A 23518-nucleotide genomic window follows, 5' to 3' on the forward strand; every position below is an offset into this window, starting at 1 on the left:
TTTAACTCTCTTCTGCTTCCTTTGGCTGCCAACTCACGGCAACCCCTGTATCATACCGTAAATCAACGGCTTCTATGCGTTGCTTTTCATTGTTCGGATGCGACTTAATCTTCGGTAATAAATCAATAAAGCGCTTTATCCGTTCTGCCGTCGCTTCGCGTCCTAGTTTTAACTCGATACCCGACGTCAATACGACATTGACAGAAAATCTATCCGTTAGTCGTAATGCTGAGATGCTTAGACCATTTAACGACAGTAGCCCTTGTAAATCACGATACGCCGTAAGCGTTTGCTCTACCTCGCGCTCTGGCCCAAACAATTGAGGCAGCGCTTGTGGTAGCTTGCGGGTATCGAGCTCAGCACTAAATACATCCCCTTCTGCATTCAATAACCGGTCGCCATTCCAATGAGCGATCGGCGTCTGCTCCGTCACATGGACCGATAATCGATCGGGCCACACTTTGCGCAGTGAGGCTTGCTTAACCCACGGTAACGCCTCAATGCGCGCTCTAATTTGGTCCACATCGGCCGTAAAAAAACTGCCTAGCGGCTGCGCTAATATAGCTTCTCTAATGGCCGCCACGTCCGTTTGCTGCAATTGACCTTGTACGTTGAATCGCGCTAACGGTACTTGTTGCTCATCTTCTAGCACATCCATCAAATACCAGGTGCCAAATACAAAGCCCCCTATGGTCACCACACAAATCACCACCCCGAGCCAAAAGTTCCACTGTGTTAGCGGGGGTAGCTTGGCATGTTGGCTCATTTACTGCTCCAGTGTCTGTGCCAAAATATTCCAGACTAACTGTTCAAATGACAGACCATATTGTTTTGCAGCCATAGGTACTAAACTTTTCTCGGTCATTCCTGGAACTGCATTGGCTTCTAGTAAAAACCACTGACCTTCGTCATCACGCATGGCATCAATGCGTCCCCAACCGCGACCATCGATGGCTGAAAATGCCAACACAGCTAAGTGACGCAGATACTCCTCATCTTCGTCAGATAATCCGGCCGGGCAGTGATACTGGGTATCGTTTGCCTGATATTTGGCAGAAAAATCATAAAACTGATGCGGCGTTTGTAACCGTATGACGGGCAATGCCTCATCATTTAACAGTGCTACGGTGTATTCTTTCCCGTTGATCCAACGTTCGACCAGTACGTCGCTCTGGTAGCGCAATGCTTCTCTTATCGCCGCATCTAACTCGCCGGCTTCGGACGCAACGCTCATACCAATTGATGAGCCTTCTAAGGCAGGCTTGACGATGACCTTATCACCCAGCTGTTTCAATATTTGTGCTGCATCCCACTGGGCACTGCCGACGCGAATGACGATTGACGGAGCAACAGGCAAGTGCAGACTCTGCCAGATTTGCTTTGTACGCACTTTATCCATCGCCAATGCGCAACCTAAAACGGCGCTACCGGTATAAGGTACGTTTAACGATTGCAGCGCGCCTTGCATTGCGCCATCCTCGCCTCCACGACCGTGTAAAACGATAAATGCACGGTCGACACCAAGACTCAATAAATCAGTAATTGGACGCTCCGCCGGATCGAAGGCGAACGCATCAATTTGCTGGGCAATTAACGCATTCAGTACCGCATGACCCGATTTCAACGAAACTTCTCGTTCCGCAGAGTTTCCGCCCATCAGCACAGCTACCTTACCAAAGTCGGAAGACTTCATAGAGCCTCCTTTCGACAATCAAATACTTCGCTTGCCAGTCGTTTAGCTAACTGCCCAACGTTACCTGCGCCTTGAGTCAGGAGAAGGTCTCCCGGTTGTAAAACATCGCCAATAATTTCCAGCAATGCATCCGTGTCAGAAACATAGATTGGATCGAGCTGACCGCGCTGACGAATCGAGCGACAGAGCGAACGGCTGTCAGCACCTGAAATAGGAGTTTCTCCGGCGCCATAAACTTCAAGTAGTAATAACGTATCAACCTGCGATAGTACGTTGACAAAATCTTCATACAGGTCTCGCGTACGCGAATATCGATGTGGCTGAAAAGCCATGACCAGACGTTTATCAGGCCAGCCTTGACGCGCCGCTTTAATAGTCGCATCAACCTCGGACGGGTGGTGACCATAATCATCGACCACCATCACACCATCCGGTGTCTCGGTTGACCAACCGGAAACTCGACACTCACCATGGTATTCGAACCTTCGTCCGATTCCCTCAAATTTATTTAATGCGCGCTGGATGGCATCATCTTCAATCCCCTCATCCGAAGCGACCGCAACAGCCGCTAATGCATTGAGAACATTGTGGCGTCCAGGCAGATTCAGTGAGACATTTAATGGCGCATGTCCATCGCGTAGTACTTTAAAATGACTTTGTCCTTGATGCTGATGGTAGTCCACTGCTCGCACATCAGCGTCCTCGCTAAAACCATAGGTGATCGCTTGGCGACCGACGCGGGGAATCAACTCACGTACCGCAGGGTCATCGATACACATGACTGCTAAGCCATAAAACGGCAAATTGTGCAGAAAATCGACATAAGTATCGAGTAAACGGCTAAAGTCCCCACCGTATGTATCCATGTGATCAGCTTCGATATTGGTGACCACCGCCACCATCGGTTGCAGGTGCAAAAACGAGGCGTCACTTTCATCTGCTTCGGCAATCAGGTATTTGCTCGAACCCAAGCGAGCATTACTTCCCGCCGAGTTAAGTAAGCCACCAATGACGAAGGTCGGATCACGCTCGGCTTGCGCGAATACACTGGCAACTAACGAAGTGGTTGTCGTTTTACCGTGCGTTCCTGCGACGGCGATGCCATGTCTAAAGCGCATCAATTCAGCCAGCATTTCAGCACGGCGTACAATCGGGATACGCTGCTGTTGCGCAGCATCAAGCTCAACATTGTCCGGTTTAATCGCACTACTCACAACTACGACATCGGCGCCTTCAACATTGACGGCCCGGTGTCCGATAAAAAGCTCTGCACCGATAGCAGCCAAGCGCTGTGTATTCGCATTTTCGGCAACATCGGAGCCAACAACGCAATAACCCTGATTCAGCAATACTTCGGCGATACCTGCCATACCAGCGCCACCAATACCGATAAAGTGGATACGCTTGACGCGACGCATCTCAGGCACGTTAACAATGGTAAAAGGCTGTTGTGACGTTTGGCTCATAACGCTCTCTCTACTGCTGGTTGAGGGTGGGTCTCGCCCGCCAAAACCTGAAGGCACAGGTCGACAATATGGTCTGTTGCTTGCAACTCACCGACCGAGCGGGAAAAGCTCGCCATTTTCCATAGTTGCGAAGGTGCTTGCAATAGACTTTGCAAGGACTTTGCAAGGTTTTCAGCGGTGAACTCATCCTGCGCGATGAGAAGCGCTCCACCCGCATCAGTCACCGCCTTGGCGTTAGCGGTCTGGTGATCATCAACGGCATGTGGAAGCGGCACAAAAATAGCGGCTCTACCAATGCCACAGATCTCAGATACCGAAAGCGCACCAGCGCGACTAATAATGATATCGGCAGCCGCATAAGCACTCGCCATATCATCAATAAACTCGACAACCTCAACCGTATGGTGTTCATTATTGACTGCACCATAATGCGCCTCAACCGAAGCAGCATTTCCAGCCCCTACCTGGTGTGTCACATTTAAGGACGCGTCAACTTGCAAGAGTGCCTCGGGCAACGTTTGATTAAAGACACGCGCACCCAAGCTGCCGCCGACGATCAATATATTCGTTGACGCCGTTGCTTGTTCACGATCTGCTTGATGCGCCGCTTTAATAATATCTTGTCGCAACGGATTACCCACTCGATACACATGATCGCGCTTTAATAACTGCAAACTCTTCGAGCGTGACTTATCCAATGGCAATCCCAGTAATACCGTATTCGCCCATCGAGCAAGTAACAGTGTCGTCATGCCCGGAACTGAGTTTTGCTCATGGGTTATCAGTGGCACACCAAGACCATGCGCCACCCAACCGACAGGGGCACATACGTAACCGCCAAATGTAAGCACTAAGTCGGGTTGAAGCTGACGAAACAATTTACGCGTCTGGCGCCAAGCCGAAAACAGTGTCTTCGGCATGCTAATGAGCCTCTTAACGCCGTGACCGCGAAGTCCTGTCATCGAAATGCGATGCAATGTAAAACCGTGTTGGGGCACAACTTTTGCTTCGATACGCTGTTCTTCCGTACCTACCCACTCGACCTGGTGACCCTCACTACGCAACTGCTCAGCAACGGCAAGCGCAGGAAAAACGTGGCCACCGGTGCCCGCTGCCGCGATTAAAATACGACTCATTCGGCACCTCCGCGTGGGGTCACTTTGCGTCCGGTCATGCGGCGTTCATGATCAATTCGAAGTAGCAGTCCGACAGCCATACAGGATACTAAGAGGCTGGTACCACCGTAACTGACTAATGGGAGCGTCAGCCCTTTGGTTGGCAAAGCACCGGATGCCACGCCGATATTAACGAAAGCTTGGATGCTGAACCAGACACCAATACCATAAGCAAGATACCCGCCGTAGCGCTTTTGTACCATTAGACAACGACGGCCAATAATTAGTGCACGAACCACAACCATCAACACGAGCGTGATAACCGCCATCACGCCCAGGAACCCTAGTTCTTCAGCTACGACGGACATAATAAAGTCAGTGTGCGCCTCTGGCAGGTATTGTAATTTCTGGATACTGTTTCCCAGTCCCACTCCTGATAGATGCCCCTGCCCGAATGCAATCAGAGACTGCATAAGCTGATAACCAGCTCCGAACGGATCCTTTTCGGGCTCTAGAAAGGTCAGTAAGCGCTGCATGCGATAAGGCTCGATGACAATCAGCAATATAAGCGCCAGCACACAGGTGATAAAGACACTGAAGAACTGCCACAGTTTAGCCCCTGCTAAAAACAGCATTGCAATAGTGGTTGCTGATAACACCGCAACGGTGCCGAAATCCGGTTGCATGAGCAACAACACTGCAGCTAAAAACAACAGCGCCATGGGCTTTATAAAGCCTTTTGTCGCCTCACGTAACTCGACCTCTCGACGATCGAGATAACTCGCCATATAAATATAAAAGAATAATTTAGCCAGCTCAGCGACCTGAATGGTAATGGGTCCAATTTTTATCCAACGCTGTGCCCCATTTACCGAGTGCCCTACCGCGAGAACAGCCAGCAACAATGCTAACCCTATCAGTAGCAACTTCCCGCTGTGTTTTTGCCACAACTGTGTTGGTACGGCGAGCGTTGCAAATAGCACAACCAGACCTGCAGTGACATAAATGGTATGGCGAATCGCAAAATAAAACGGCTGTCCAGTTAACTTATCGGCAGTCGGCAAAGAAGCTGAGGTAACCATAACAAAGCCAAAGACCAACAGCGTGATTGCCAACGTGAACAATGTACGATCATATAAGCATTGCGATGCATTAGGGCGCAACCAAGCCCATGCAGCAACGCCCAAGTGCTTGCTGCGCTCGGTTATATTGAGTTGCAACTGCTGTTCACGCGCTGCGCTCATATAACCTCACTATATGCTCTTGAAAAACCTTGCCGCGTTCGACAAAATTTTTAAACTGATCGAGACTAGCGCAGGCTGGAGATAGAACAACCCAGTCTTCTGCTTCAGCGATTTGCTGCGCCGTTTTTACCGCGTCCGACAAGTGCTCGCAGTAACGCGCTCCTTTTCTTAATTCAGCAATTTTTTTACCGTCGCGACCGATCGTCAGTAAGACATCCACCTGACTCAATACCGGTAGGAGTTGCGTAAACTGCGCTCCTTTACCATCACCGCCAGCGATAAGAATGAGCCGCCCATTAATCATCGGGCGCAGGCCATTGATCGCCGCCTCGGTAGCACCGATATTGGTCGCTTTCGAGTCATCTACCCAGCGCACACCCTGAGCCTCGTAAACGACTTGGCAACGATGCGGTAAGCCGGTGAAGTCTGCAATAGCGGCAATGCCTTTATCTGGACTGAGACCAAGCGTTTCTGCAAGTGCGAGTGCCGCTTGAATGTTCACTAAATTGTGCGTACCCGCTAGAGCAAATCTATCAGCTCGTGCCAAAATGCTCCCGTTACGAGTCATCGCGATGCCCGCGTCGTCTTTTACGAGCCCATAGTCACTGACGCTCTCATCGACACCCACTGTCACAACTGAATCTGGCACAATCTTCGGCCAGTGTTGTTGGTCTTGTCGATTAAGCACGCTCACCGATGCATGGTTAAAAATATTCAGTTTTGCTTCGAAATAAGACTGCTCAGAGTCATATCTATCAAGATGATCAGCACTGACATTAAGCAGTGCTGCCGCGTTCAATTTCAAACTCCGTGTGGTCTCCAGTTGAAAACTGGACAACTCTAACACGTAAGCATCTGCGTCTTGCTGCAACGCGTCTAGCACCGGCACGCCAATATTACCAGCGGCGACCCATCGGTAGCCGTGATATTGACCCATTTGCTCTACCAGTGTTGTCACCGTTGACTTACCATTCGAACCTGTGACTGCAACGACCGGACGTTGATTCAGTTGCGCAAAAATCTCTACGTCGCCTACGATAGGAACACCCGCATCCCGCGCCATCTGGATATCAGCATCACGCGCGTCTAGCCCAGGGCTTACCACAATTAGGTCCGCGGCTAGTAGATCTTCAAGTCGCCAGCCGCCCGTTGTTACATACTCTGTGCCAACAAGGTCTACAATGTCATCCAGCCCGGGTGGGTGTTCACGACTATCAAAGATGCGAATATCGCACTCTGCATTTAGGGGACTGTTTTCACCGGCAAAGAAGCGCACGACGGAGCTACCGGACTGACCTAACCCCAGTACAACGACACTGCCTATTTGCTGCCAATGAATACGTTTTTCCATAACTCTTGAGTTACCTCAGCTTCAAGGTTGCGAGACCAATAAGTACAAACATCAATGACAAGATCCAGAAACGTACGATTACGCGTGGTTCTGGCCAGCCTTTTAATTCGTAGTGGTGGTGAATAGGAGCCATACGAAATACGCGTTTTCCGCGTAACTTGTAAGAACCGACTTGTAGCATCACCGACAGCGTTTCCATGACGAATACGCCACCCATGATAAAAAGCACGAGTTCTTGTCTGACTAAAATAGCAATCACACCCAGCGTTGCGCCGAGTGCTAATGATCCCACGTCACCCATGAACACCATCGCTGGGTAGGTGTTAAACCATAGGAAACCGAGTCCGGCACCGACGATAGCTGCACATACGACTAACAATTCACCGGATAAAGGCAGATAAGGGATCTGCAGATACTCCGCGAAATTGACGTTACCCGACACGTAAGCAAAAATGCCTAGCGCGCCGGCTACCATCACGGTTGGCATAATCGCTAACCCGTCCAAACCATCGGTGAGGTTGACGGCGTTGCTGGTGCCGACGATGACAAAATACCCTAAAAATAAGTACAACAGACCGAGTTGCGGCATCACTTCTTTAAAAAACGGCACGAGTAAAGCCGTTTCCGCAGGAATCTGGCTACTCCAATAAAGAAATCCGATTGCGCAACTGGCGATAATGGACTGCCAAAAGTATTTCCACTTGGCAATCAGACCTTTCGGATCCTTTCGAACGACCTTACGGTAATCATCAACAAAACCAATGATACCAAAGCCAACCACGACAAAGAGTGTGACAATCACGTATTTGTTTTCGAGATTGGCCCATAACAATGACGATGCCACGATCGCCGCTAGAATGAGTACCCCACCCATCGTAGGCGTACCGGATTTACTGAGATGACTCTCAGGTCCATCATCGCGCACTGTTTGACCAATTTGCAGTCGCTGGAGCCTACGAATCAACCAAGGTCCCAACCAGACCGACAACATAAGCGCACTCAACACACTTAGAATCGCTCTAAGTGTGAGATAAGAAAAAACATTAAACCCACTTTCGAACTGAGTAAGATACTCAGCCAACCAAACTAGCATGCGTGCTGATCTCCTTGTAAACTAGCGCTTTTATAGTGTTCTTGTAACGCGTTAACAACACGCTCCATATGTGAAGAGCGTGAGCCTTTGACCAACACTGTGACGTGTTCACTCACGGATCGTTGCGTAATAGTTTGTAAAATTTCATCCACAAGTGTCGCGAACGATGAAAAATGTTTGCCCCCACGACCATTGAAGACCTCGCTAGCACTTTGACTCAACACACCAAGCGTAAAGAATTTGCTGATGCCTGCTTGTATCGCGTGGTCGCCTACATCTTCGTGATAAGCGCGTGCTTCTGCCCCTAGCTCCGCCATATCACCGAGTACCATGATAGTGGTGCCTTGATAACTACCCAGGAGATCGAGCGCTGCCTTTGTTGAGGCAACGCTGGCATTGTACGTGTCGTCGATAACAGTCACATTTTCGGTGAGTTGCATTGGGGTCAACCGACCTTTGACAGGTGCTACATTGGCAAGCCCGGTAGCGATTTCCTCGGCAGACATGCCCACTTCCAATGCTGCCGCACTGGCAGCCAGTGCGTTTTTGACGTTATGTAAACCGCTCAGTTGTAATGAAACCGTCCAATGCTGATCGTTAATGCTCAACTTAAATGTGGGCTGTCCCAAACTATTCAGTTCGATCTGACTCGCTCTTACATCGGCCTGTTCACTTAAACCAAAGGTTTGCAACCGCTTACCAGCACGGACGTTTCGCCAGCATGGTAAGTACTCACTTTCGTATGGAGTTATAGCGAGTCCATCCTCTGGCAAGCCTTGAAAGATTTCAGTTTTTGCTTTGGCAACACCATGTACCGAACCGAAACCCTCAACATGTGCCGCGCTGACATTATTCAGAATAGCGACGTCGGGACGGGTTAATGACGTGGTGTAGGCGATTTCACCGGCATGATTAGCACCCAACTCGACCACCGCATATTGATGCTGAGCTTCTAAACGTAACAGTGTTAACGGTACACCAATATCGTTATTAAAGTTACCCGCGGTTGCCAGCACGTTATATTGCTGACCAATGATAGCGGCGAGCATCTCTTTTACTGTAGTTTTACCGTTACTACCGGTGATAGCTATCGTTTTAGGAGCGACTTCAGCCTTTACTGCAGCCCCAAGCAGACCCAACGCATAACGAGTATCTTCGACGAGGATATGCGGCGTCTGCTCATCAAGAGGCTGTTGCGTGATAACGGCAATAGCTCCCTGCGCGAGCGCTTGCGAGATAAAGTCATGCGCATCAAATTGCTCGCCTTTAAGCGCAATGAAGAGTGCAGAATCGAGCGCGTCGCGCGTATCAGTGCTGACCTTATTGATAACCTGTTGTGGGTTACTCGCACCGCGTAGCTGGCCATTGACCGCCATCGCTACCCACGCCAAAGACACACTAATCATCGTTCACCCCACTTATCCAGTCTTGAACAATCTGCCGTTCGTTGTAATCGATACGCTCATGACCAATCACTTGATAGTCTTCATGACCTTTGCCTGCCAGCAAAACGACATCATCGGGGGCCGCTCGCTCAATGGTATCCAGTACGGCTTGGCGACGCCCTTCCATACTATGCACTTTGCGCTTGTCGGCAATGCCGGCCATGATATCGGCAATAATTTGTTGTGGTGCCTCGGTGCGTGGATTGTCGTCCGTTACCACAACACGATCGGCAAACTCTGCAGCAACCTGCCCCATTTGCGGACGTTTACCGCGATCGCGATCGCCGCCGCAACCAAATACGCACCATAGCTTGCCTTTACAGTGCAATCGTAGCGCTTGAAGTACTTGCTGTAAGGCGTCGGGAGTGTGAGCGTAGTCAACGACCACCAAAGCTGAACTGCCTGCCTGAAATGCTTCCATACGGCCAGGCACGGGTGATAGGTGTCGACAATGTTGAGCGATGGCTGTTAACGATTGCTTCTGCGCCAGCATAATCGCCACCGCGCTCACAACATTATATACGTTGAACCGCCCTAGCAGCGGCGTAGAGAATTGTGCTTCGCGCCCCTCGTAAGCCAAAGTAAATGTCGTACCGTGCTCAGCAAAGGCAAGGTCGCTCACCTGAATATTCGCACGAGAATGACCTTGTAATGAAATTGACAGCCCATTGGAGGCACCCTCGAGCCAATCTCTCAAATACCGATCGTCTAAATTTATCACTCGGTGATTGAGCTCAAAGTCTTCAAATAGGCGCCGCTTAGCATCGACATAATGTGCCATACTGCCGTGATAATCGAGATGGTCGCGGCTAATGTTAGTCGCGACTGCCGTATCAAAGCGCAATGCTTCAACGCGACGTTGGACCAGCGCATGAGATGATACCTCCATGGCGATGAAGTCAGCACCCTCTGCGACTAAGGTCGACAAGCGTTGCTGCACAGTTACAGCATCGGGTGTGGTGTGCTTTTCCGGCAACAGTTGACCAATAAGTCCACTGCCCGTCGTTCCAATTACGGCTGCGGTATAACCTAACTTTTCTGCCAACTGCGCAGCTAGGTGAGTCACCGAGGTTTTCCCATTGGTCCCCGTAACACCAATCAAAGTCGCGTGACGCGATGGGTGATTGAAAAAGCGCCCTGCGATTTCAGATAGCTGCTCCTTTACGCCAGGCATAAACACACAGACAGCGCCGCCGTTTTCTTCGTATCTTAAGCTCGAGCCTTCCGCCAGAATCGCTCGAGCGCCCGCTGCGATAGCGGTGTTGATATAATCGCGTCCATCGGTCACATAGCCCGGTACAGCGACAAATAAGTCGCCGTTGGCGACTTGTCGGCTATCCAATTTTATACCGCTGACCGCTACATTAGGAAACGTAATCGGCAACGGTGGTAGCAAATCACGGAGTTGCATCAGCACCTCCCATAAAGCCTGCTGCTTTCATTGGTTGAACTGTCATATCGTCGGGCGGCACGTTAAGTAAACGCATTGTTTGTGAGACAATACTGGAAAACACGGGTGCAGCTGCGGTGCCCCCGTAGTAATCGTCAGTACCGGGTTCGTTGATCGTTACGACGACGACAATTTCTGGATTGGATGCAGGCGCAATACCCGCAAATAACGCAACGTACTCATCTCCGTATCCGCCAGTTGCGCGCGCTTTTCTGCTGGTACCGGTTTTACCCGCTATACGATACCCTGGGACTTGCGCTGCAGTCGCCGTACCGTCAGATACCACACGTTCCATCATGTGCATGACTGCTCGCGTGTTATCGGGGTTAAAGACCTGTTCTGATTCTGGTTTAGACTCACGGCGAAAGACCGTAAGAGGCATATCTCGCCCGCCGTTGGCAATCATCGTGTAAGCCTTTGCCAGCTGCAGTGTGGTGACTGAGAGTCCATAACCATAGGATAGCGTCGCCAATTCAAAATCAGACCAGCGACGTCTTGTTGTCAGTAAACCGTAGCTTTCTCCTAATAGCGAAACGCCCGTATCAGAACCAAAGCCCGCACCAAAGTAAGTCTCTAATAACTCATCGACACCTAACTCCAGCGCCATTGTTGTCACGCCTACGTTAGAAGAATGTTCAAGCACTTCTGTTAAAGAAATTTTGCCCAAGTTACGATGATCGCTGACACGGCGTCCGCCGATACGCAGCCAACCAGGGTTTGTATCGATAATATCACCCACTTTGTGAGTGCCATGTTCCAGCGCACTGAGGACAACGAGCGGCTTTACTGTCGAGCCAGGCTCATAGGCATCGGTAATCGCACGGTTTCGCATTTTAAAGCTTTGCAAATCAGCACGATTATTCGGGTTGTAGGACGGGCTATTGACCATTGCCAACAGTTCACCTGTTTTTACATTGACCACCACAGCAGAACCCGAAGTTGCCTGATTGTAGCGCACGGCTTTTTTCAGCTCGGTATAGGCAGTTGCTTGGATCCGCTGGTCAATGCTAAGTGTTAATTGTTTAGGTGGCTGCGCATCTGTTTGACTAATTTCCTCAATAACCCGCCCTTGCGCGTCCTTGCGATAAACTCGCTTACCGGGCGTACCAGTTAAGTGATCGTCGTATAGTAGTTCAAGACCTTCCTGGCCTTGTCCATCGATATTAGTAATGCCCACCAAGTGCGCACTAATTTCGCCAGTGGGATAGTAACGCCGTGACTCAGTTTTTAAATAAACGCCCGGAATACTGAGCTGCCGAACATAATCAGCCTCGCTCGGCGATACCTTTCTTTGCAGATAGACAAAGCGACGCTCAGGATTATCAACTTTTGCGACGAGTTCATCTCGATTCATCCGAAACGTTTCCGCAAGCGCTTGCCAACGGCGCTGATCAGCAAGCGCGCCGCTTTCTGCAATACGCTTCGGATCGGCCCAAACCGTTTCTACCGGAACACTCACCGCGAGCTCGCGGCCATTGCGGTCAACGATCATGCCGCGTTGCACGCCTAAGCTATCGGAACGCAGACTACGCAGATCACCTTGTAATGAGTACTGTTCTGGGTTGATCACCTGAATATAGGCGGCACGCGCAACCAAGATGCTGAATACGAAAAATAGCACGCTCAACGCTGTAATGAAGCGCCAGCGAGCACCCGCCGGATTCTGCTTCTTAACGTTACGTTGGTTCTTTTTGGGTGCGCGCTTTATTGCCATGGCACTAGCACCTCATGTTTCGCATCGACGTCAATCATACCCAGTTGCTCTTGGGCGATTCGTTCAACTCGGCTATGTTCTGTGAGTGCTGTTTGTTCGAGCACTAAATGACGCCACTCGCGATCAATTTTATCTTGCGTCGAAAGTAATTCATCCCGCTCACTGGTCAACAGCCGGTTCTGGTGAGCGGTATATATCACTGTGAGTGCCGAGCCAATCACAGCGATCGCTAATAAGATGACCCACTTAAACCGCATTAAATCTTGCAGCAGCATAATAGGCAACGAAGGATAGCGTGTCTTAACCATGTGCTAGCCTCCGTGCGATACGTAACACCGAACTACGTGCGCGTGGATTCAATTCAAGTTCTGCCGCACTGGGTTTAATCGCTTTACTTTCCAGTGCTAAACGACGATCTTTATTCAGTTCAGCCTCAGTAATCGGTAGTCCCGGCGGAACTTGTTTGGGTTGGCTATGGGTACGCATGAAGCGCTTCACGATGCGATCTTCCAGACTATGAAAACTGATGACGACCAAGCGACCGTCCTCTTTTAACGCGGTCAAAGAAGCTTCTAGTGCGTCCTCGATTTGCTCCAACTCACGGTTCACATGTATACGGATCGCTTGAAAGCTGCGTGTCGCGGGATGCTTATGCTTTTCCTTAGATGGTACTAAACGGCCAATCAACTCAGCCAACTGGCGAGTTCGAGTAAACGGCTTTTGCTCCCGATCATGAACAATCGCCCGCGCAATTTTGCGCGCAAAACGCTCTTCGCCGTAGGTTTTCAATACATAGGTAATATCATCTTCTTCGGCATAACTAAGCCAGTCTGCGGCGGTTTCGCCACGACTGCTATCCATACGCATATCCAAAGGTCCGTCGCGCATGAAACTAAAGCCACGCTCAGCATCATCAAGTTGTGGGGATGAGACGCCAAGATCGAATAAAATACCTGTGACTTGGTGAGCAAGCTGTTGTTGTTCAATGATGTGCGCGAGATCGCTAAAGGGAGTGTGGATAATACTGAAGCGCTCATCATCTGCCAGCGCCTGGGCTGACGCTATTGCCTGTGGGTCTTGGTCAAGGGCAATGACACGCCCTTTAGGGGATAACTTGCTGAGTAACGCACGCGTGTGACCGCCACGACCGAAGGTGGCGTCTATGTAGATCCCATCAGGGTCCGTCACGAGTGCGCGAATGGACTCCTCGAGGAGAACTGAAATATGCGGTGCGTTTTGTTCAGTCATTAAAGTGAAAAATCTTCTAGTCGTTCATTTAACTCAAAGTCACCTTCTTGCTCGACCTTGAGATCCTCTGCAATCTGTTGCTGCCAAGCCTCTTCTGACCAAATTTCAAATTTATTCAGCTGCCCAACTAGCATCAGTTTTTTCTCTAACCCTGCATGCAAACGCAGCGGCGAGGAAATCAGCAAGCGACCATTTTTATCCATCTCACAATCATCAGCGTGGCCCAGTAAAAGGCGCTGCAAGCGTCGCTCGGTGGGGTTCATGCTAGATAACTGTGTCAATTTTTTCTCGATGACCTGCCATTCTGGTAATGGATACAACAACAGGCACGGCTGTTTGATATCAATGGTGCAGACCATCTTACCGTCACAGTCGATCGACAGCGCATGACGATACTTGGCGGGTATAGCCAAGCGCCCTTTACTGTCCAAGTTTATTGTTGTTGCACCACGAAACATGATGTCACCTGATCGTTGCGATCCACAATTATCCACAAATCCCCACAATGTTACAGTCTAGGTAGATAAGATTCCCACTGTCAAGTTTTATCACGCGGCTAAACACGCTTTTACACAGGCTTTGCTAGTATCGAAGGGTCGCTTGAGTGCTAGTAGGAAATGCAGCTATCTTGAGAAGCATAAGAACGGGATCAGTTAACTGAATGATAATTATAAATTAATTAGACATTATAACTGGACGGTCGATAAAGAAAGGAGGTGAAGAAGCCCGCCGATAAGCCGGGTTTTGTCGTGGACAATCATTCATCTAGTAATACGGTTGCCCGTATTCTCAAGCAGTCTACCCGGGTTCAACGCGGGCCGCGCCAACGAACCCCTATTTGACCTTGCTCCGAGTGGAGTTTACCGTGCCACGTGCTGTTACCAGACGCGCGGTGCGCTCTTACCGCACCCTTTCACCCTTACCTGAGCCGCAAGCGGCCATCGGCGGTTTGCTCTCTGTTGCACTAGTCGTCAGCTTTCACTGCCCAGGCGTTACCTGGCACTCTGCCCTATGGAGCCCGGACTTTCCTCCCCTTACCGAAAACGATAAGCAGCGATTGTCTGGCAGGCTTCTTCAGGCGGCGATTCTACGCATTTAGCCAACGCTATACAAATGTTTTAGTCGTCTGACTGAGCAATCGCCCATTGGTAAAGTGCATTTTTCCGGCCGCCATAAAGTTCAGCTGTTACCGCGGCTGCTTTTTTCAGAGGCAGGTGCTGCATTAATAAGGTAACCGCGCGTTGCTGCTCAGCGCTGGGTTGATCTTCCTGCACGGCTTCCTTCTCGACGCCACCGATCATCAACACCATCTCACCGCGCTTTTGGTTGCTATCTTCATGCATTTGGGCAAGCAATTCAGTCGCGGTTCCGCTCAAATAGGTTTCATATTGCTTTGATAATTCGCGGGCTAATACCACATCACGTGTTGGCAAGATCTCCGCGAGATCTTCAAGGCATGATTCAATCCGGTGCGGGCTTTCATAAAACACAACAGAACGGGTCTGATCGGCTAGGTTTGCAAACGCCTTTTTACGCGCCGCAGATTTGGCGGGCAGGAAGCCCTCGAACATAAACTTATCCGTTGCGAGGCCAGAACCGGCAAGTGCTGTTACAAACGCACAGGCACCTGGTAACGCAACCACGGGTATCTGTTCTGCGCGACATTCGCGCACAATCAGGTAGCCGGGATCACTGATGAGCGGCATGCCGGCGTCACTGATCAATGCAATATTTAAACCTTGCTTCAGCCTTTCAATCAGTTGTCCCGCTCGACTACTCTCGTTGTGTTCGTGCACTGACAACACCTGCGTACTGACATTGTATTGTTGTAATAAAGGTCTACTATGGCGTGTGTCTTCCGCAGCAATTAGGTCAACCTGCTGTAAAATAGTCACCGCTCGTTCGGTCATATCTGCCAAGTTACCGATTGGGGTTGGCACAATATATAGCGTTCCTAAGCTTTGCGATGACTTTTCACTTGGTTGCTGTGACATGGTGATTCCGTTGTGTTGTAATTCAAGTAGCGACTTATAGTATCATTTAACTTTAAACACGTGATAATTTTGCTGGGCGGTGAAAGTGAACGAATTATTCCAATCAAGAGAGCGAGTGCTGGCGAATGCTGTCAGACTTATCACTATTGCGTTGTTGACTGCTGTGCTCGCGAGTTGCGCGCAGTCACCAAAACGTGCGTCTCAAACACCCAGCTCATCGACTGATCAAGCCGTCATCACCCCGGCAAATAAAAGCGACTCATTAACCGCTGAACAATGGCTCGAGCGAGCTCGACAACAAACAAATGCAGCAAGTCAACAAATGATGCTCGTCGAGGCGTCATTTGCTTATCAAAATCAAGGCGATTATCAACGCAGCGCGGCCTTGCTGTCTCAGTTAGATACCCAAACCATGCGCCCGTCTGATAAACGTTTGTATGCACTGGCTTTAGCACGTTGGTACCATCATAACGGTGAATGGCAATCTGTCATAGAGCAACTCAAACCGATGCTTAATCAGTTTACCGATCGTCAGCTAAAGCGGACTGCATTATTATTAATCGCGGACGCTCACCAGCAGCTACAGCAGTTTTGGCAAGCGCTCAGTTATTTAGATGAGGCATATCAAACCGACCGTGATATGAATATCCAATCATTGTGGTCGGTGGCTCGCCAGGTACCGTCAGAGCAACTGCCAGCACAGCGTCCAACACGCACCAGTTTGGCTGGATGGTGGCGTTTAATTGAAGGCACTCATGGCGCAACGTCTGCTGCTGATTTTAAGCGTTCACTTGAACAGTGGCTTAACGCCTACAGTCAGCACTATGCGCATGTATTTGTGAGTGACTTTTTGGCAAATAATGAGTTTAGAAGCGTTAAAGAAATTGCGGTATTGCTTCCTTTATCGGGTAACTATCGGCTTCAGGGCGAAGCCGTGCGTGATGGAATCATTGCTTCCGCCGCAAAGCTTAATGATATACACATACGCTTTTATGATACCGAAGCGCAAGACTTAACTGCGATTCAAAACCGTTTATTATCGGAACACCCTCAGGCAATTGTGGGTCCGTTACTCAAAAAAAATGTCAATGCGTGGATACAACAACCGATGATCGGTGTCACGCAAGTCTACCTTAATCAACCCGAACTTCCCGACAATACGATTCTACCCAGTGGTCACGTCACCTTCGCACTCGACAGCGAGACTGAAGCGGCACAAGCAGCACAATACATTGCTAATACCAAGGAGCTAAACAGCATTGTCTTTGCTGCCAAGAGTAGCGCCGGCACCAAGATGGTCAATGCCTTTACGCAAAGCTGGTCGGCTGATCAGCGTGAAGTTGAACCAAGCTGGTATACGAGTACCGAGGAAATGCAATCAGCAGTCGAACATGCGCTTGGCGTTGCTGCGAGTGCCGACCGTATCCGTGGTGTGAAGATAGCAGCCGGTAAAATTATCGTTGATGCGCAAGAGCGTAGCCGCGGTGACGTGGATGCAATTTACATTGCAGGCAATCTTGAGCAAGCACGTCTATTAAAGCCTTTTATTGACGTGAATTTGTCGCCCTTTGCCCCTCCCGCCGATGTTTTTGCGAATTCAGCAATCCATCGTGTTGCCAATCAACAAGGTGACAATGACTTACGAGGTATCGTCTTTACCGAGGCACCTATCCTTGTACCGAATCAACGCCCATTCCCGATCAACACCTGGTTACAACTTCACCGTAACGCCGACCTCAATGATGCTCGTTTAGTCGCTATGGGCCATGACAGTATGTTGGTATTAGAGCAAATTGATTCGTTGCAATGGATGCGTGGGAAGTCCGTTTCAGGTATGACCGGTAGACTTTCCATACATTTAAATAATATTCACCGTCAGATGACTTGGGCTAAATTAACGCCATCAGAGGTCAAGCTCATTAAGCCCTAATGTCAACAAGAAAACGTGGATTAGAAGGCGAGTCTCAAGCAAGCCGATACTTGCGACAACAGGGGCTCGTGATCGTGCAACATAATTTTCGAGTCCCCTGTGGTGAGATCGATATTATTTGTCGTGATAGCGATACGTGGGTATTTGTCGAAGTCAAACGCCGCCAAAATAGCGATTTTGCATCGATACTGGAACAAATAACGACACGCCAATGTCAACGTATTCGGCGAGCAGCTCAATACTTTTTAGTTGAGCAAACAGTAAATGAGTACCTTGCAAAGATGCGCTTTGATATTATTACGATAAATGATAGCCAAGTTACGGTTGAATGGTATAAGGACGCTTTTTAGAATGAACGAAGAACGCATCAAGGCGCTGTTTACCGAGAGTATACAAACACAGATTTCTGCCATTGAGAGCTTATCTGAGCATATTGAAGACTGCGTCGATTTACTGGTCAATAGCCTATTGGCAGGACAGCGCTTATTTGTGTGCGGCAGTGGCGCGAGCCACATGTTAGCGGAACATTTTGCACGAGTAATGAACATAGGTTATAAAATCGAGCGCCCGGCCTTCCCGGTGGTTGCACTTAATCACTATGCGCAAGCACAAGTAGCTTCCTTAGCTCAAGCGGGCGATTTGCTGCTGGTCTTCGCTACACGGGAGAGCGACGACTCTGCGCTAATTGAAACGATGGAAACAGCGCTTAGTCGCAACATGATCATGATTGCTATTACAGGTCAGCAAAATGACATGGTCTCCGGCCTATTAGGCGCAAGTGATTTGGAGCTTCAGATTCCATCGCTCAATGAATCTCGGGTACTGGAACAGCAATTATTGATTAGCCAATGTATTAGCGAGCTGGTCGAAAATACAATTTTTCCTCAGGAGCACGATTAACATGATTCCTCACAAACACGCTGTTCGTTTGTTATTAGTTGCCGGTCTGAGTATTTCGGTATTGCAAGGATGCGCGGTGGTCGCAGTGGGTGCGGCGGCAGTCGGGGTATCATCGGCGACTGATCCTCGCACGCTAGGCACTCAATTAGACGATCAAGCGATCGAAATGAAAACCAATGCAAAACTCGGCAACGACAAACAACTCGAGAACTATCGCATTCGAGCCATCAGCTATGGGAAGCAAGTGTTGCTGGTGGGACAGGTCGATACCGAAGCGCAACGCGAGCGCGCTGCCGAGGTGATTGCGGATACCAATGGTGTAGAGCGCATATTTAACCAGATTCGCTTAGCGAGCAAAGCCGGAATTGCAACCCAAGCAAGCGACACTTGGATATCGAGCCGTGTGCGCATGAAGCTCATTGCTGATGACCAAGTGGATGCTACTGACATTCAGGTCGTAACTGAAAATGGTGAAGTTTTTCTACTCGGTATTGTCGACGACTCAGCGGCTGATAGAGCAGTAGACATTGCCCGAAACATCGACGGTGTGCAAAAAGTCGTAAAAGCATTTAGTAGAGCGCGATAGGCGCTCTACTCACTCTTCAAACTACTTAATTACTTTAAGGTTGGGTTTCTTCTTATTGGTGCTTTTGCTTGTACCTTCCCCAGACTTTGACCCTTCTACCGTATCAAAAGACGCTTGTGGCTCGTCATTCGACTCGTCAGGTTCTGGCATTGCATCAAGTTGCGGTTCAGCTTCAAACATTGCACCTGCGCCGTTTTCCCGAGCATAAATCGCGAGCGCAGCAGTCATCGGTACGATGACCTCCATCGGTTGACCGCCAAAACGAGCATTAAAGCGAACCTCAGTATCCATTAACTGAAGGCCCACAACCGCTGTCGGTGAAATATTGAGAACAATTTGCCCGTCTTGAACAAACTGCTGGGGTACCTTTGTACCGACAATAGTGGCGTCAACAACCAAATGCGGTGTCAATTGATTATCGACGATCCAGTCATAAAGCGCCCGCATCAAGTAGGGACGCTTGGGTGTCATATCACTTAATTCCATAACCACTCCAATTGAAGGTTAAAAGAATTATAAACGCGCTATTTCGCGCTCTACATCAGTCAGTGACTCTTGAAACGTCTTGCGTTCAAACACACGACCCATATAAGCTTTTACATCTTTCGCACCTTGTCCAGTTAGTTCGATACCGTAGCTTGGTAAACGCCACAATAACGGCGCTAAGTAGCAGTCGACTAAACTGAACTCTTCGCTCATAAAATAAGGCGTGTCAGCAAAAATAGGTGCTAACGATAGCAGCCCCTCGCGTAACTCTTGGCGCGCTTGGTTATCACCGGCCATAATCTTGTCTGCCAAGGCGTACCAATCGCGTTCAATTCTATGCATCATCAAGCGGCTTGTGCCTCTTGCGACCGGATAAACGGGCATCAATGGTGGATGCGGAAAACGCTCATCGAGATATTCCATAATAATGTGAGCATTATAAAGAACAAGCTCACGGTCCACGAGAGTGGGTGTCGCATCAGGATAAGGGTTAAGCTGCATCAAGTCTTCAGGGCGATCATCACCGCTGACAAAACTGATTTCTACGCCAACACCTTTCTCCGCTAATACCAAGCGAACTTGGTGGCTCTTAAGATCGTTCTTGCTGGAATATAACGTCATTACTGAACGTTTATTTGCTGCAACCGCCATGTATTTCTCCAGATAATTTCAACAGCAAAAGGGTGGCAAGCCACCCTTTTCTACTGAGCTCGAGTTCCGCTTACTTAAGATCTTTCCAGAACTCTTTCTTCAGCAACCAAGCTAAAATGGTGAACACCAACAAGAAACCAAAAACGAACCAACCCATACGGCGTTGTTCAAGTTTCATTGGTTCACCCATATAGACCAAGAACGACGTAAGGTCGAGCATTGCCTGGTCATATTCACTCTCAGTCAAACGGCCTTTTCCATCGGTTTTCAAACCGACATAAACCTTTTTCATCTCACCATCGATACGGCGTTCTTCGTAGGTTTTTTCTGGTAAGCCTTGTAACTCTTGTAAAACGTGCGGCATCCCAACGTTAGGGAAAACCGAGTTATTCACGCCAAACGGACGACTATCATCGCGATAGAACGAACGTAAGTACGTGTAAATCCAGTCAGGACCCCGCACACGCGCTACGTTGGTCAAGTCAGGTGGTGGATTACCAAACCATGCGCCCGCTTTTTCTTCAGACATATTGTTGGTAATTAGGTCACCCTCTTTTTCACCCGTAAATTGCAAGTTCTTCTGACCGACATCCTCAGGAATACCCAGGTCTTCGAACATGCGGTTGTAACGCGCATATTGAAGCGAGTGACAACCCAAACAGTAGTTCATGAACAACTGTGCACCACGTTGTAAAGACGCTTTGTCGTGCAAATCGACTTTTGCTTCATCAAGCGGCACAGTCGGTCCCGCCGCAAATACGAGCGACGGGATAAATGTAACAAGAGCGATTAGTAATTTTTTCATTATGACGTCACCCTTTCTGGTACCGGCTTGGTCTTCTCACGCTTACTGTAGAAAAACAGTAAGACGAAGAAAGCGAAGTATAAGAACGTAAATATCTGCGCAAACATGGTTGAAGTTGGCGTTGCTGGCTGAGTTCCTAAGTAACCTAAGACTAAGAAACTGACTGAGAAAACTGCCAAGTTCAACTTGTGCAAGATAGAGCGATAGCGAATAGAACGTACGCGACCGCGATCTAACCATGGCAATAGAGCCAGTAGCACAATCGATGCAAACATTAAGATTACGCCAAATAATTTATCAGGGACCGCACGCAAAATTGCGTAGAACGGTGTGAAGTACCAAACAGGCGCAATATGTTCTGGTGTCTTCAATGGGTTTGCCGGTTCAAAGTTCGGTGGCTCAAGGAAGAAACCGCCCATCTCTGGCATAAAGAAGATCACATAACAGAACAGGAATAAGAAAATACCGATTCCGACCAAATCTTTTACGATGTAGTACGGGTAGAACGGAATCGCATCCACAATGTCGTATTTCTTAGTGAAACGCTCGTGGAACTTGAATTTCGGCTTCTCTTCATCCGGAACGGAGCCTTTGGGCTTCTTAATCGGCACACCATCGGGGTTGTTAGAGCCCACCTCGTGCAATGCGATGATATGCAAGAATACAAGAATCACCAGCACTAACGGCAAGGCAATCACGTGAAGCGCAAAGAAGCGGTTCAAGGTTGCGCCAGAAATCACGTAATCACCACGGATCCATAGCGTCAAGTCATCACCAATCACCGGAATCGCACCAAACAGTGAGATAATTACCTGCGCACCCCAGTATGACATTTGCCCCCAAGGTAACAAATAGCCCATAAATGCTTCAGCCATGAGTACCAAGAAGATAAACATGCCAAATAACCACAATAATTCACGCGGCTTTTGGTACGAACCATAAAGCATACCGCGGAACATATGGAGATAAACAACGATGAAAAACGCGGATGCCCCGGTTGAATGCATGTATCGGAGTAACCAGCCGTAATCGATGTCACGCATGATGTACTCAACGGACGCAAATGCACCCTCTGAGCTTGGCACATAGTTCATGGTTAACCAAACACCGGTGAGTATTTGGTTGACCAATACGAGCATCGCCAAGACGCCAAATAGGTACCAGAAGTTGAAGTTTTTCGGAGCAGGATACTGTGCAAGGTGGATATTCCAAGTTTTAGTCATTGGAATACGTGCATCGATCCACTCAACGAATTTATTAGCCATTATGCTTGCCCCTTATCTTCGCCGACCAAGATCGTGTTGTCGTCAACGTAATAATGTGGCGGCACAACCAAGTTTAATGGTGCCGGAACACCCTGGAAAACACGTCCAGCGATATCATAGGTCGAACCGTGACACGGACAGAAGAATCCTGACTCAACACCTTCTACGTGCTCTTCCATTTCTTTGGGTAAGTAGCTCGGAGAACAACCTAAGTGAGTACAGATACCAACAGCAACGAAAAATTCTTTTTTAATTGAACGATATTCGTTAGCGGCATATGAAGGTTGTTGTGGCTCTTCAGAATTAGGGTCTCGAAGACGGTCTTCATGGGTTTTTAGGCCATCAAGCATTTCTGTTGAACGACGAACGACCCATACGGGCTTGCCTCGCCATTTAACACGAATCATTTGACCCGGTTCTGCTTTCGCGATGTTAACTTCGACCGGTGCCCCGGCGTTCTTTGCCCTCGCGCTCGGATTCCATGATGCGATAAAAGGAACGGCGACACCCACCGCTCCGGCACCACCAACGACTCCGGTCGCGACCGTCAAAAAACGACGGCGGCCTTTATCTACAGGCGCATTGCTCATCCATTTACTCTCCAGTTGGACGCTCCGCGATCCATGGCCGCGAAGTCGGGAATTAGCTGCTGCGTTATCCGCCTATACGGATTACAAAAAATGCTCAGAAATGATAAAGAAAACCCACATGTTTTACAAGTGATTCGCGGTGTATGGCGCGTGTTGCTGTCACAACAAGCGTTTACATTCGTAAACAGAGGTTCACTGGCTAGCAAAAATAAAAAAGCCCAGCAAATGCTGGGCTTTCCGTAAAACGTAAACTTAACGTTTTGAGAACTGTGGACGCTTACGCGCTTTGTGTAAGCCCACTTTCTTACGTTCAACTTGACGAGCGTCACGCGTAACGTAGCCTTCTTTACGCAAGGTAGAGCGTAGGCCTTCGTCATATTGCATCAGTGCACGGGTAATACCGTGACGGATTGCGCCCGCTTGACCTGTTGTACCACCACCGCTCACGGTGATGTAAAGGTCGAACTTCTCAGTCATTTCTACTGCTTCAAG

Annotated in this window: 25 protein-coding genes and 1 other RNA gene; 5 read left to right on the plus strand and 21 right to left on the minus strand. The window is 49.1% G+C overall.

The window, feature by feature from the left end; genetic code table 11:
- Nucleotide 1: 1 nt before the first annotated feature.
- The 15 genes from OS145_RS11825 to rsmI form a co-directional block, all read right to left on the minus strand.
- A complete protein-coding gene (locus tag OS145_RS11825; protein WP_006956767.1) occupies nucleotides 2-766 on the minus strand; it encodes a cell division protein FtsQ/DivIB in 765 nt (254 codons plus the stop codon).
- A complete protein-coding gene (locus OS145_RS11830; protein WP_006956768.1) occupies nucleotides 767-1693 on the minus strand; it encodes a D-alanine--D-alanine ligase in 927 nt (308 codons plus the stop codon). It abuts the gene before it with no gap.
- Nucleotides 1690-3159 carry a UDP-N-acetylmuramate--L-alanine ligase gene (gene murC / locus OS145_RS11835; RefSeq protein ID WP_006956769.1) on the minus strand — a complete coding sequence of 490 codons (1470 nt, stop codon included), beginning with the start codon at nucleotides 3157-3159 and terminating at the stop codon, nucleotides 1690-1692. Before murC ends, OS145_RS11830 begins: the two co-directional genes overlap by 4 nt.
- Nucleotides 3156-4295, minus strand: coding sequence for an undecaprenyldiphospho-muramoylpentapeptide beta-N-acetylglucosaminyltransferase (murG, locus tag OS145_RS11840; RefSeq protein ID WP_006956770.1), 1140 nt, complete (start codon nucleotides 4293-4295; stop codon nucleotides 3156-3158). Before murG ends, murC begins: the two co-directional genes overlap by 4 nt.
- Nucleotides 4292-5518, minus strand: a complete 1227-nt coding sequence (gene ftsW / locus OS145_RS11845; protein WP_006956771.1) for a putative lipid II flippase FtsW — start codon at nucleotides 5516-5518, stop codon at nucleotides 4292-4294. Before ftsW ends, murG begins: the two co-directional genes overlap by 4 nt.
- The gene (gene murD, locus OS145_RS11850) at nucleotides 5502-6869 is read right to left on the minus strand and encodes a UDP-N-acetylmuramoyl-L-alanine--D-glutamate ligase (RefSeq protein ID WP_006956772.1); all 1368 of its coding nucleotides are present in this window, start codon (nucleotides 6867-6869) and stop codon (nucleotides 5502-5504) included. Before murD ends, ftsW begins: the two co-directional genes overlap by 17 nt.
- A 10-nt stretch (nucleotides 6870-6879) precedes the next feature.
- The gene (gene mraY / locus OS145_RS11855) at nucleotides 6880-7962 is read right to left on the minus strand and encodes a phospho-N-acetylmuramoyl-pentapeptide-transferase (RefSeq protein WP_006956773.1); all 1083 of its coding nucleotides are present in this window, start codon (nucleotides 7960-7962) and stop codon (nucleotides 6880-6882) included.
- A complete protein-coding gene (locus OS145_RS11860) occupies nucleotides 7956-9368 on the minus strand; it encodes a UDP-N-acetylmuramoyl-tripeptide--D-alanyl-D-alanine ligase (RefSeq protein WP_006956774.1) in 1413 nt (470 codons plus the stop codon). The genes mraY and OS145_RS11860 overlap by 7 nt, the downstream gene beginning before the upstream one ends.
- The gene (murE, locus tag OS145_RS11865) at nucleotides 9361-10818 is read right to left on the minus strand and encodes a UDP-N-acetylmuramoyl-L-alanyl-D-glutamate--2,6-diaminopimelate ligase (RefSeq protein WP_006956775.1); all 1458 of its coding nucleotides are present in this window, start codon (nucleotides 10816-10818) and stop codon (nucleotides 9361-9363) included. The genes OS145_RS11860 and murE overlap by 8 nt, the downstream gene beginning before the upstream one ends.
- The gene (locus OS145_RS11870) at nucleotides 10805-12571 is read right to left on the minus strand and encodes a peptidoglycan glycosyltransferase FtsI (protein WP_006956776.1); all 1767 of its coding nucleotides are present in this window, start codon (nucleotides 12569-12571) and stop codon (nucleotides 10805-10807) included. The genes murE and OS145_RS11870 overlap by 14 nt, the downstream gene beginning before the upstream one ends.
- Nucleotides 12562-12879: a cell division protein FtsL gene (ftsL, locus tag OS145_RS11875; protein ID WP_006956777.1), complete on the minus strand. Its 318-nt coding sequence runs from the start codon at nucleotides 12877-12879 to the stop codon at nucleotides 12562-12564. Before ftsL ends, OS145_RS11870 begins: the two co-directional genes overlap by 10 nt.
- Nucleotides 12872-13819 carry a 16S rRNA (cytosine(1402)-N(4))-methyltransferase RsmH gene (rsmH, locus tag OS145_RS11880; RefSeq protein ID WP_006956778.1) on the minus strand — a complete coding sequence of 316 codons (948 nt, stop codon included), beginning with the start codon at nucleotides 13817-13819 and terminating at the stop codon, nucleotides 12872-12874. Before rsmH ends, ftsL begins: the two co-directional genes overlap by 8 nt.
- Nucleotides 13819-14277 (minus strand): division/cell wall cluster transcriptional repressor MraZ, encoded by a 459-nt coding sequence (gene mraZ / locus OS145_RS11885; RefSeq protein WP_006956779.1) that lies wholly within the window; start codon nucleotides 14275-14277, stop codon nucleotides 13819-13821. Before mraZ ends, rsmH begins: the two co-directional genes overlap by 1 nt.
- A 259-nt stretch (nucleotides 14278-14536) precedes the next feature.
- Nucleotides 14537-14892, minus strand: an RNA gene (gene rnpB / locus OS145_RS13065) — RNase P RNA component class A.
- Between the two features lie 45 nt (nucleotides 14893-14937).
- On the minus strand, nucleotides 14938-15813 hold the full coding sequence (rsmI, locus tag OS145_RS11890) for a 16S rRNA (cytidine(1402)-2'-O)-methyltransferase (protein ID WP_006956782.1): 876 nt from the start codon (nucleotides 15811-15813) through the stop codon (nucleotides 14938-14940).
- A gap of 85 nt (nucleotides 15814-15898) precedes the next feature.
- Here rsmI and OS145_RS11895 point away from each other — a divergent pair, with 85 nt between their 5' ends.
- Genes OS145_RS11895 through dolP form a run of 4 tightly spaced genes read left to right on the plus strand, consistent with a single transcriptional unit; the run spans nucleotide 15899 to nucleotide 19229 of the window.
- A complete protein-coding gene (locus OS145_RS11895; RefSeq protein ID WP_006956783.1) occupies nucleotides 15899-17743 on the plus strand; it encodes a penicillin-binding protein activator in 1845 nt (614 codons plus the stop codon).
- Nucleotides 17743-18093: a YraN family protein gene (locus OS145_RS11900; RefSeq protein ID WP_006956784.1), complete on the plus strand. Its 351-nt coding sequence runs from the start codon at nucleotides 17743-17745 to the stop codon at nucleotides 18091-18093. Before OS145_RS11895 ends, OS145_RS11900 begins: the two co-directional genes overlap by 1 nt.
- Before the next feature lies 1 nt (nucleotide 18094).
- Nucleotides 18095-18643, plus strand: a complete 549-nt coding sequence (locus OS145_RS11905) for an SIS domain-containing protein (RefSeq protein ID WP_006956785.1) — start codon at nucleotides 18095-18097, stop codon at nucleotides 18641-18643.
- Nucleotide 18644: 1 nt separating this feature from the next.
- On the plus strand, nucleotides 18645-19229 hold the full coding sequence (dolP, locus tag OS145_RS11910) for a division/outer membrane stress-associated lipid-binding lipoprotein (protein ID WP_006956786.1): 585 nt from the start codon (nucleotides 18645-18647) through the stop codon (nucleotides 19227-19229).
- 21 nt (nucleotides 19230-19250) lie between these two features.
- Here dolP and OS145_RS11915 read toward each other — a convergent pair whose 3' ends face one another.
- The 5 genes from OS145_RS11915 to petA form a co-directional block, all read right to left on the minus strand.
- A complete protein-coding gene (locus OS145_RS11915) occupies nucleotides 19251-19700 on the minus strand; it encodes a ClpXP protease specificity-enhancing factor (RefSeq protein ID WP_083773281.1) in 450 nt (149 codons plus the stop codon).
- A 42-nt stretch (nucleotides 19701-19742) separates the two neighbouring features.
- On the minus strand, nucleotides 19743-20366 hold the full coding sequence (gene sspA, locus OS145_RS11920; RefSeq protein ID WP_006956788.1) for a stringent starvation protein SspA: 624 nt from the start codon (nucleotides 20364-20366) through the stop codon (nucleotides 19743-19745).
- Between the two features lie 70 nt (nucleotides 20367-20436).
- Nucleotides 20437-21171, minus strand: coding sequence for a cytochrome c1 (locus OS145_RS11925; RefSeq protein ID WP_006956789.1), 735 nt, complete (start codon nucleotides 21169-21171; stop codon nucleotides 20437-20439).
- The gene (locus OS145_RS11930) at nucleotides 21171-22436 is read right to left on the minus strand and encodes a cytochrome b (protein ID WP_006956790.1); all 1266 of its coding nucleotides are present in this window, start codon (nucleotides 22434-22436) and stop codon (nucleotides 21171-21173) included. Before OS145_RS11930 ends, OS145_RS11925 begins: the two co-directional genes overlap by 1 nt.
- Nucleotides 22436-23026 (minus strand): ubiquinol-cytochrome c reductase iron-sulfur subunit, encoded by a 591-nt coding sequence (gene petA / locus OS145_RS11935; RefSeq protein ID WP_006956791.1) that lies wholly within the window; start codon nucleotides 23024-23026, stop codon nucleotides 22436-22438. Before petA ends, OS145_RS11930 begins: the two co-directional genes overlap by 1 nt.
- Before the next feature lie 90 nt (nucleotides 23027-23116).
- Here petA and OS145_RS13445 point away from each other — a divergent pair, with 90 nt between their 5' ends.
- Nucleotides 23117-23269, plus strand: a complete 153-nt coding sequence (locus OS145_RS13445) for a hypothetical protein (protein WP_006956792.1) — start codon at nucleotides 23117-23119, stop codon at nucleotides 23267-23269.
- A 9-nt stretch (nucleotides 23270-23278) separates the two neighbouring features.
- Here the strand turns inward: OS145_RS13445 and rpsI are convergent.
- Nucleotides 23279-23518: 30S ribosomal protein S9 (rpsI, locus tag OS145_RS11940; protein WP_006956793.1), on the minus strand; the 240-nt coding region annotated here is incomplete at its 5' end.

This window comes from Idiomarina baltica OS145 (assembly GCF_000152885.1).
In the GTDB taxonomy this organism is placed as follows: Bacteria; Pseudomonadota; Gammaproteobacteria; order Enterobacterales; family Alteromonadaceae; genus Idiomarina; species Idiomarina baltica.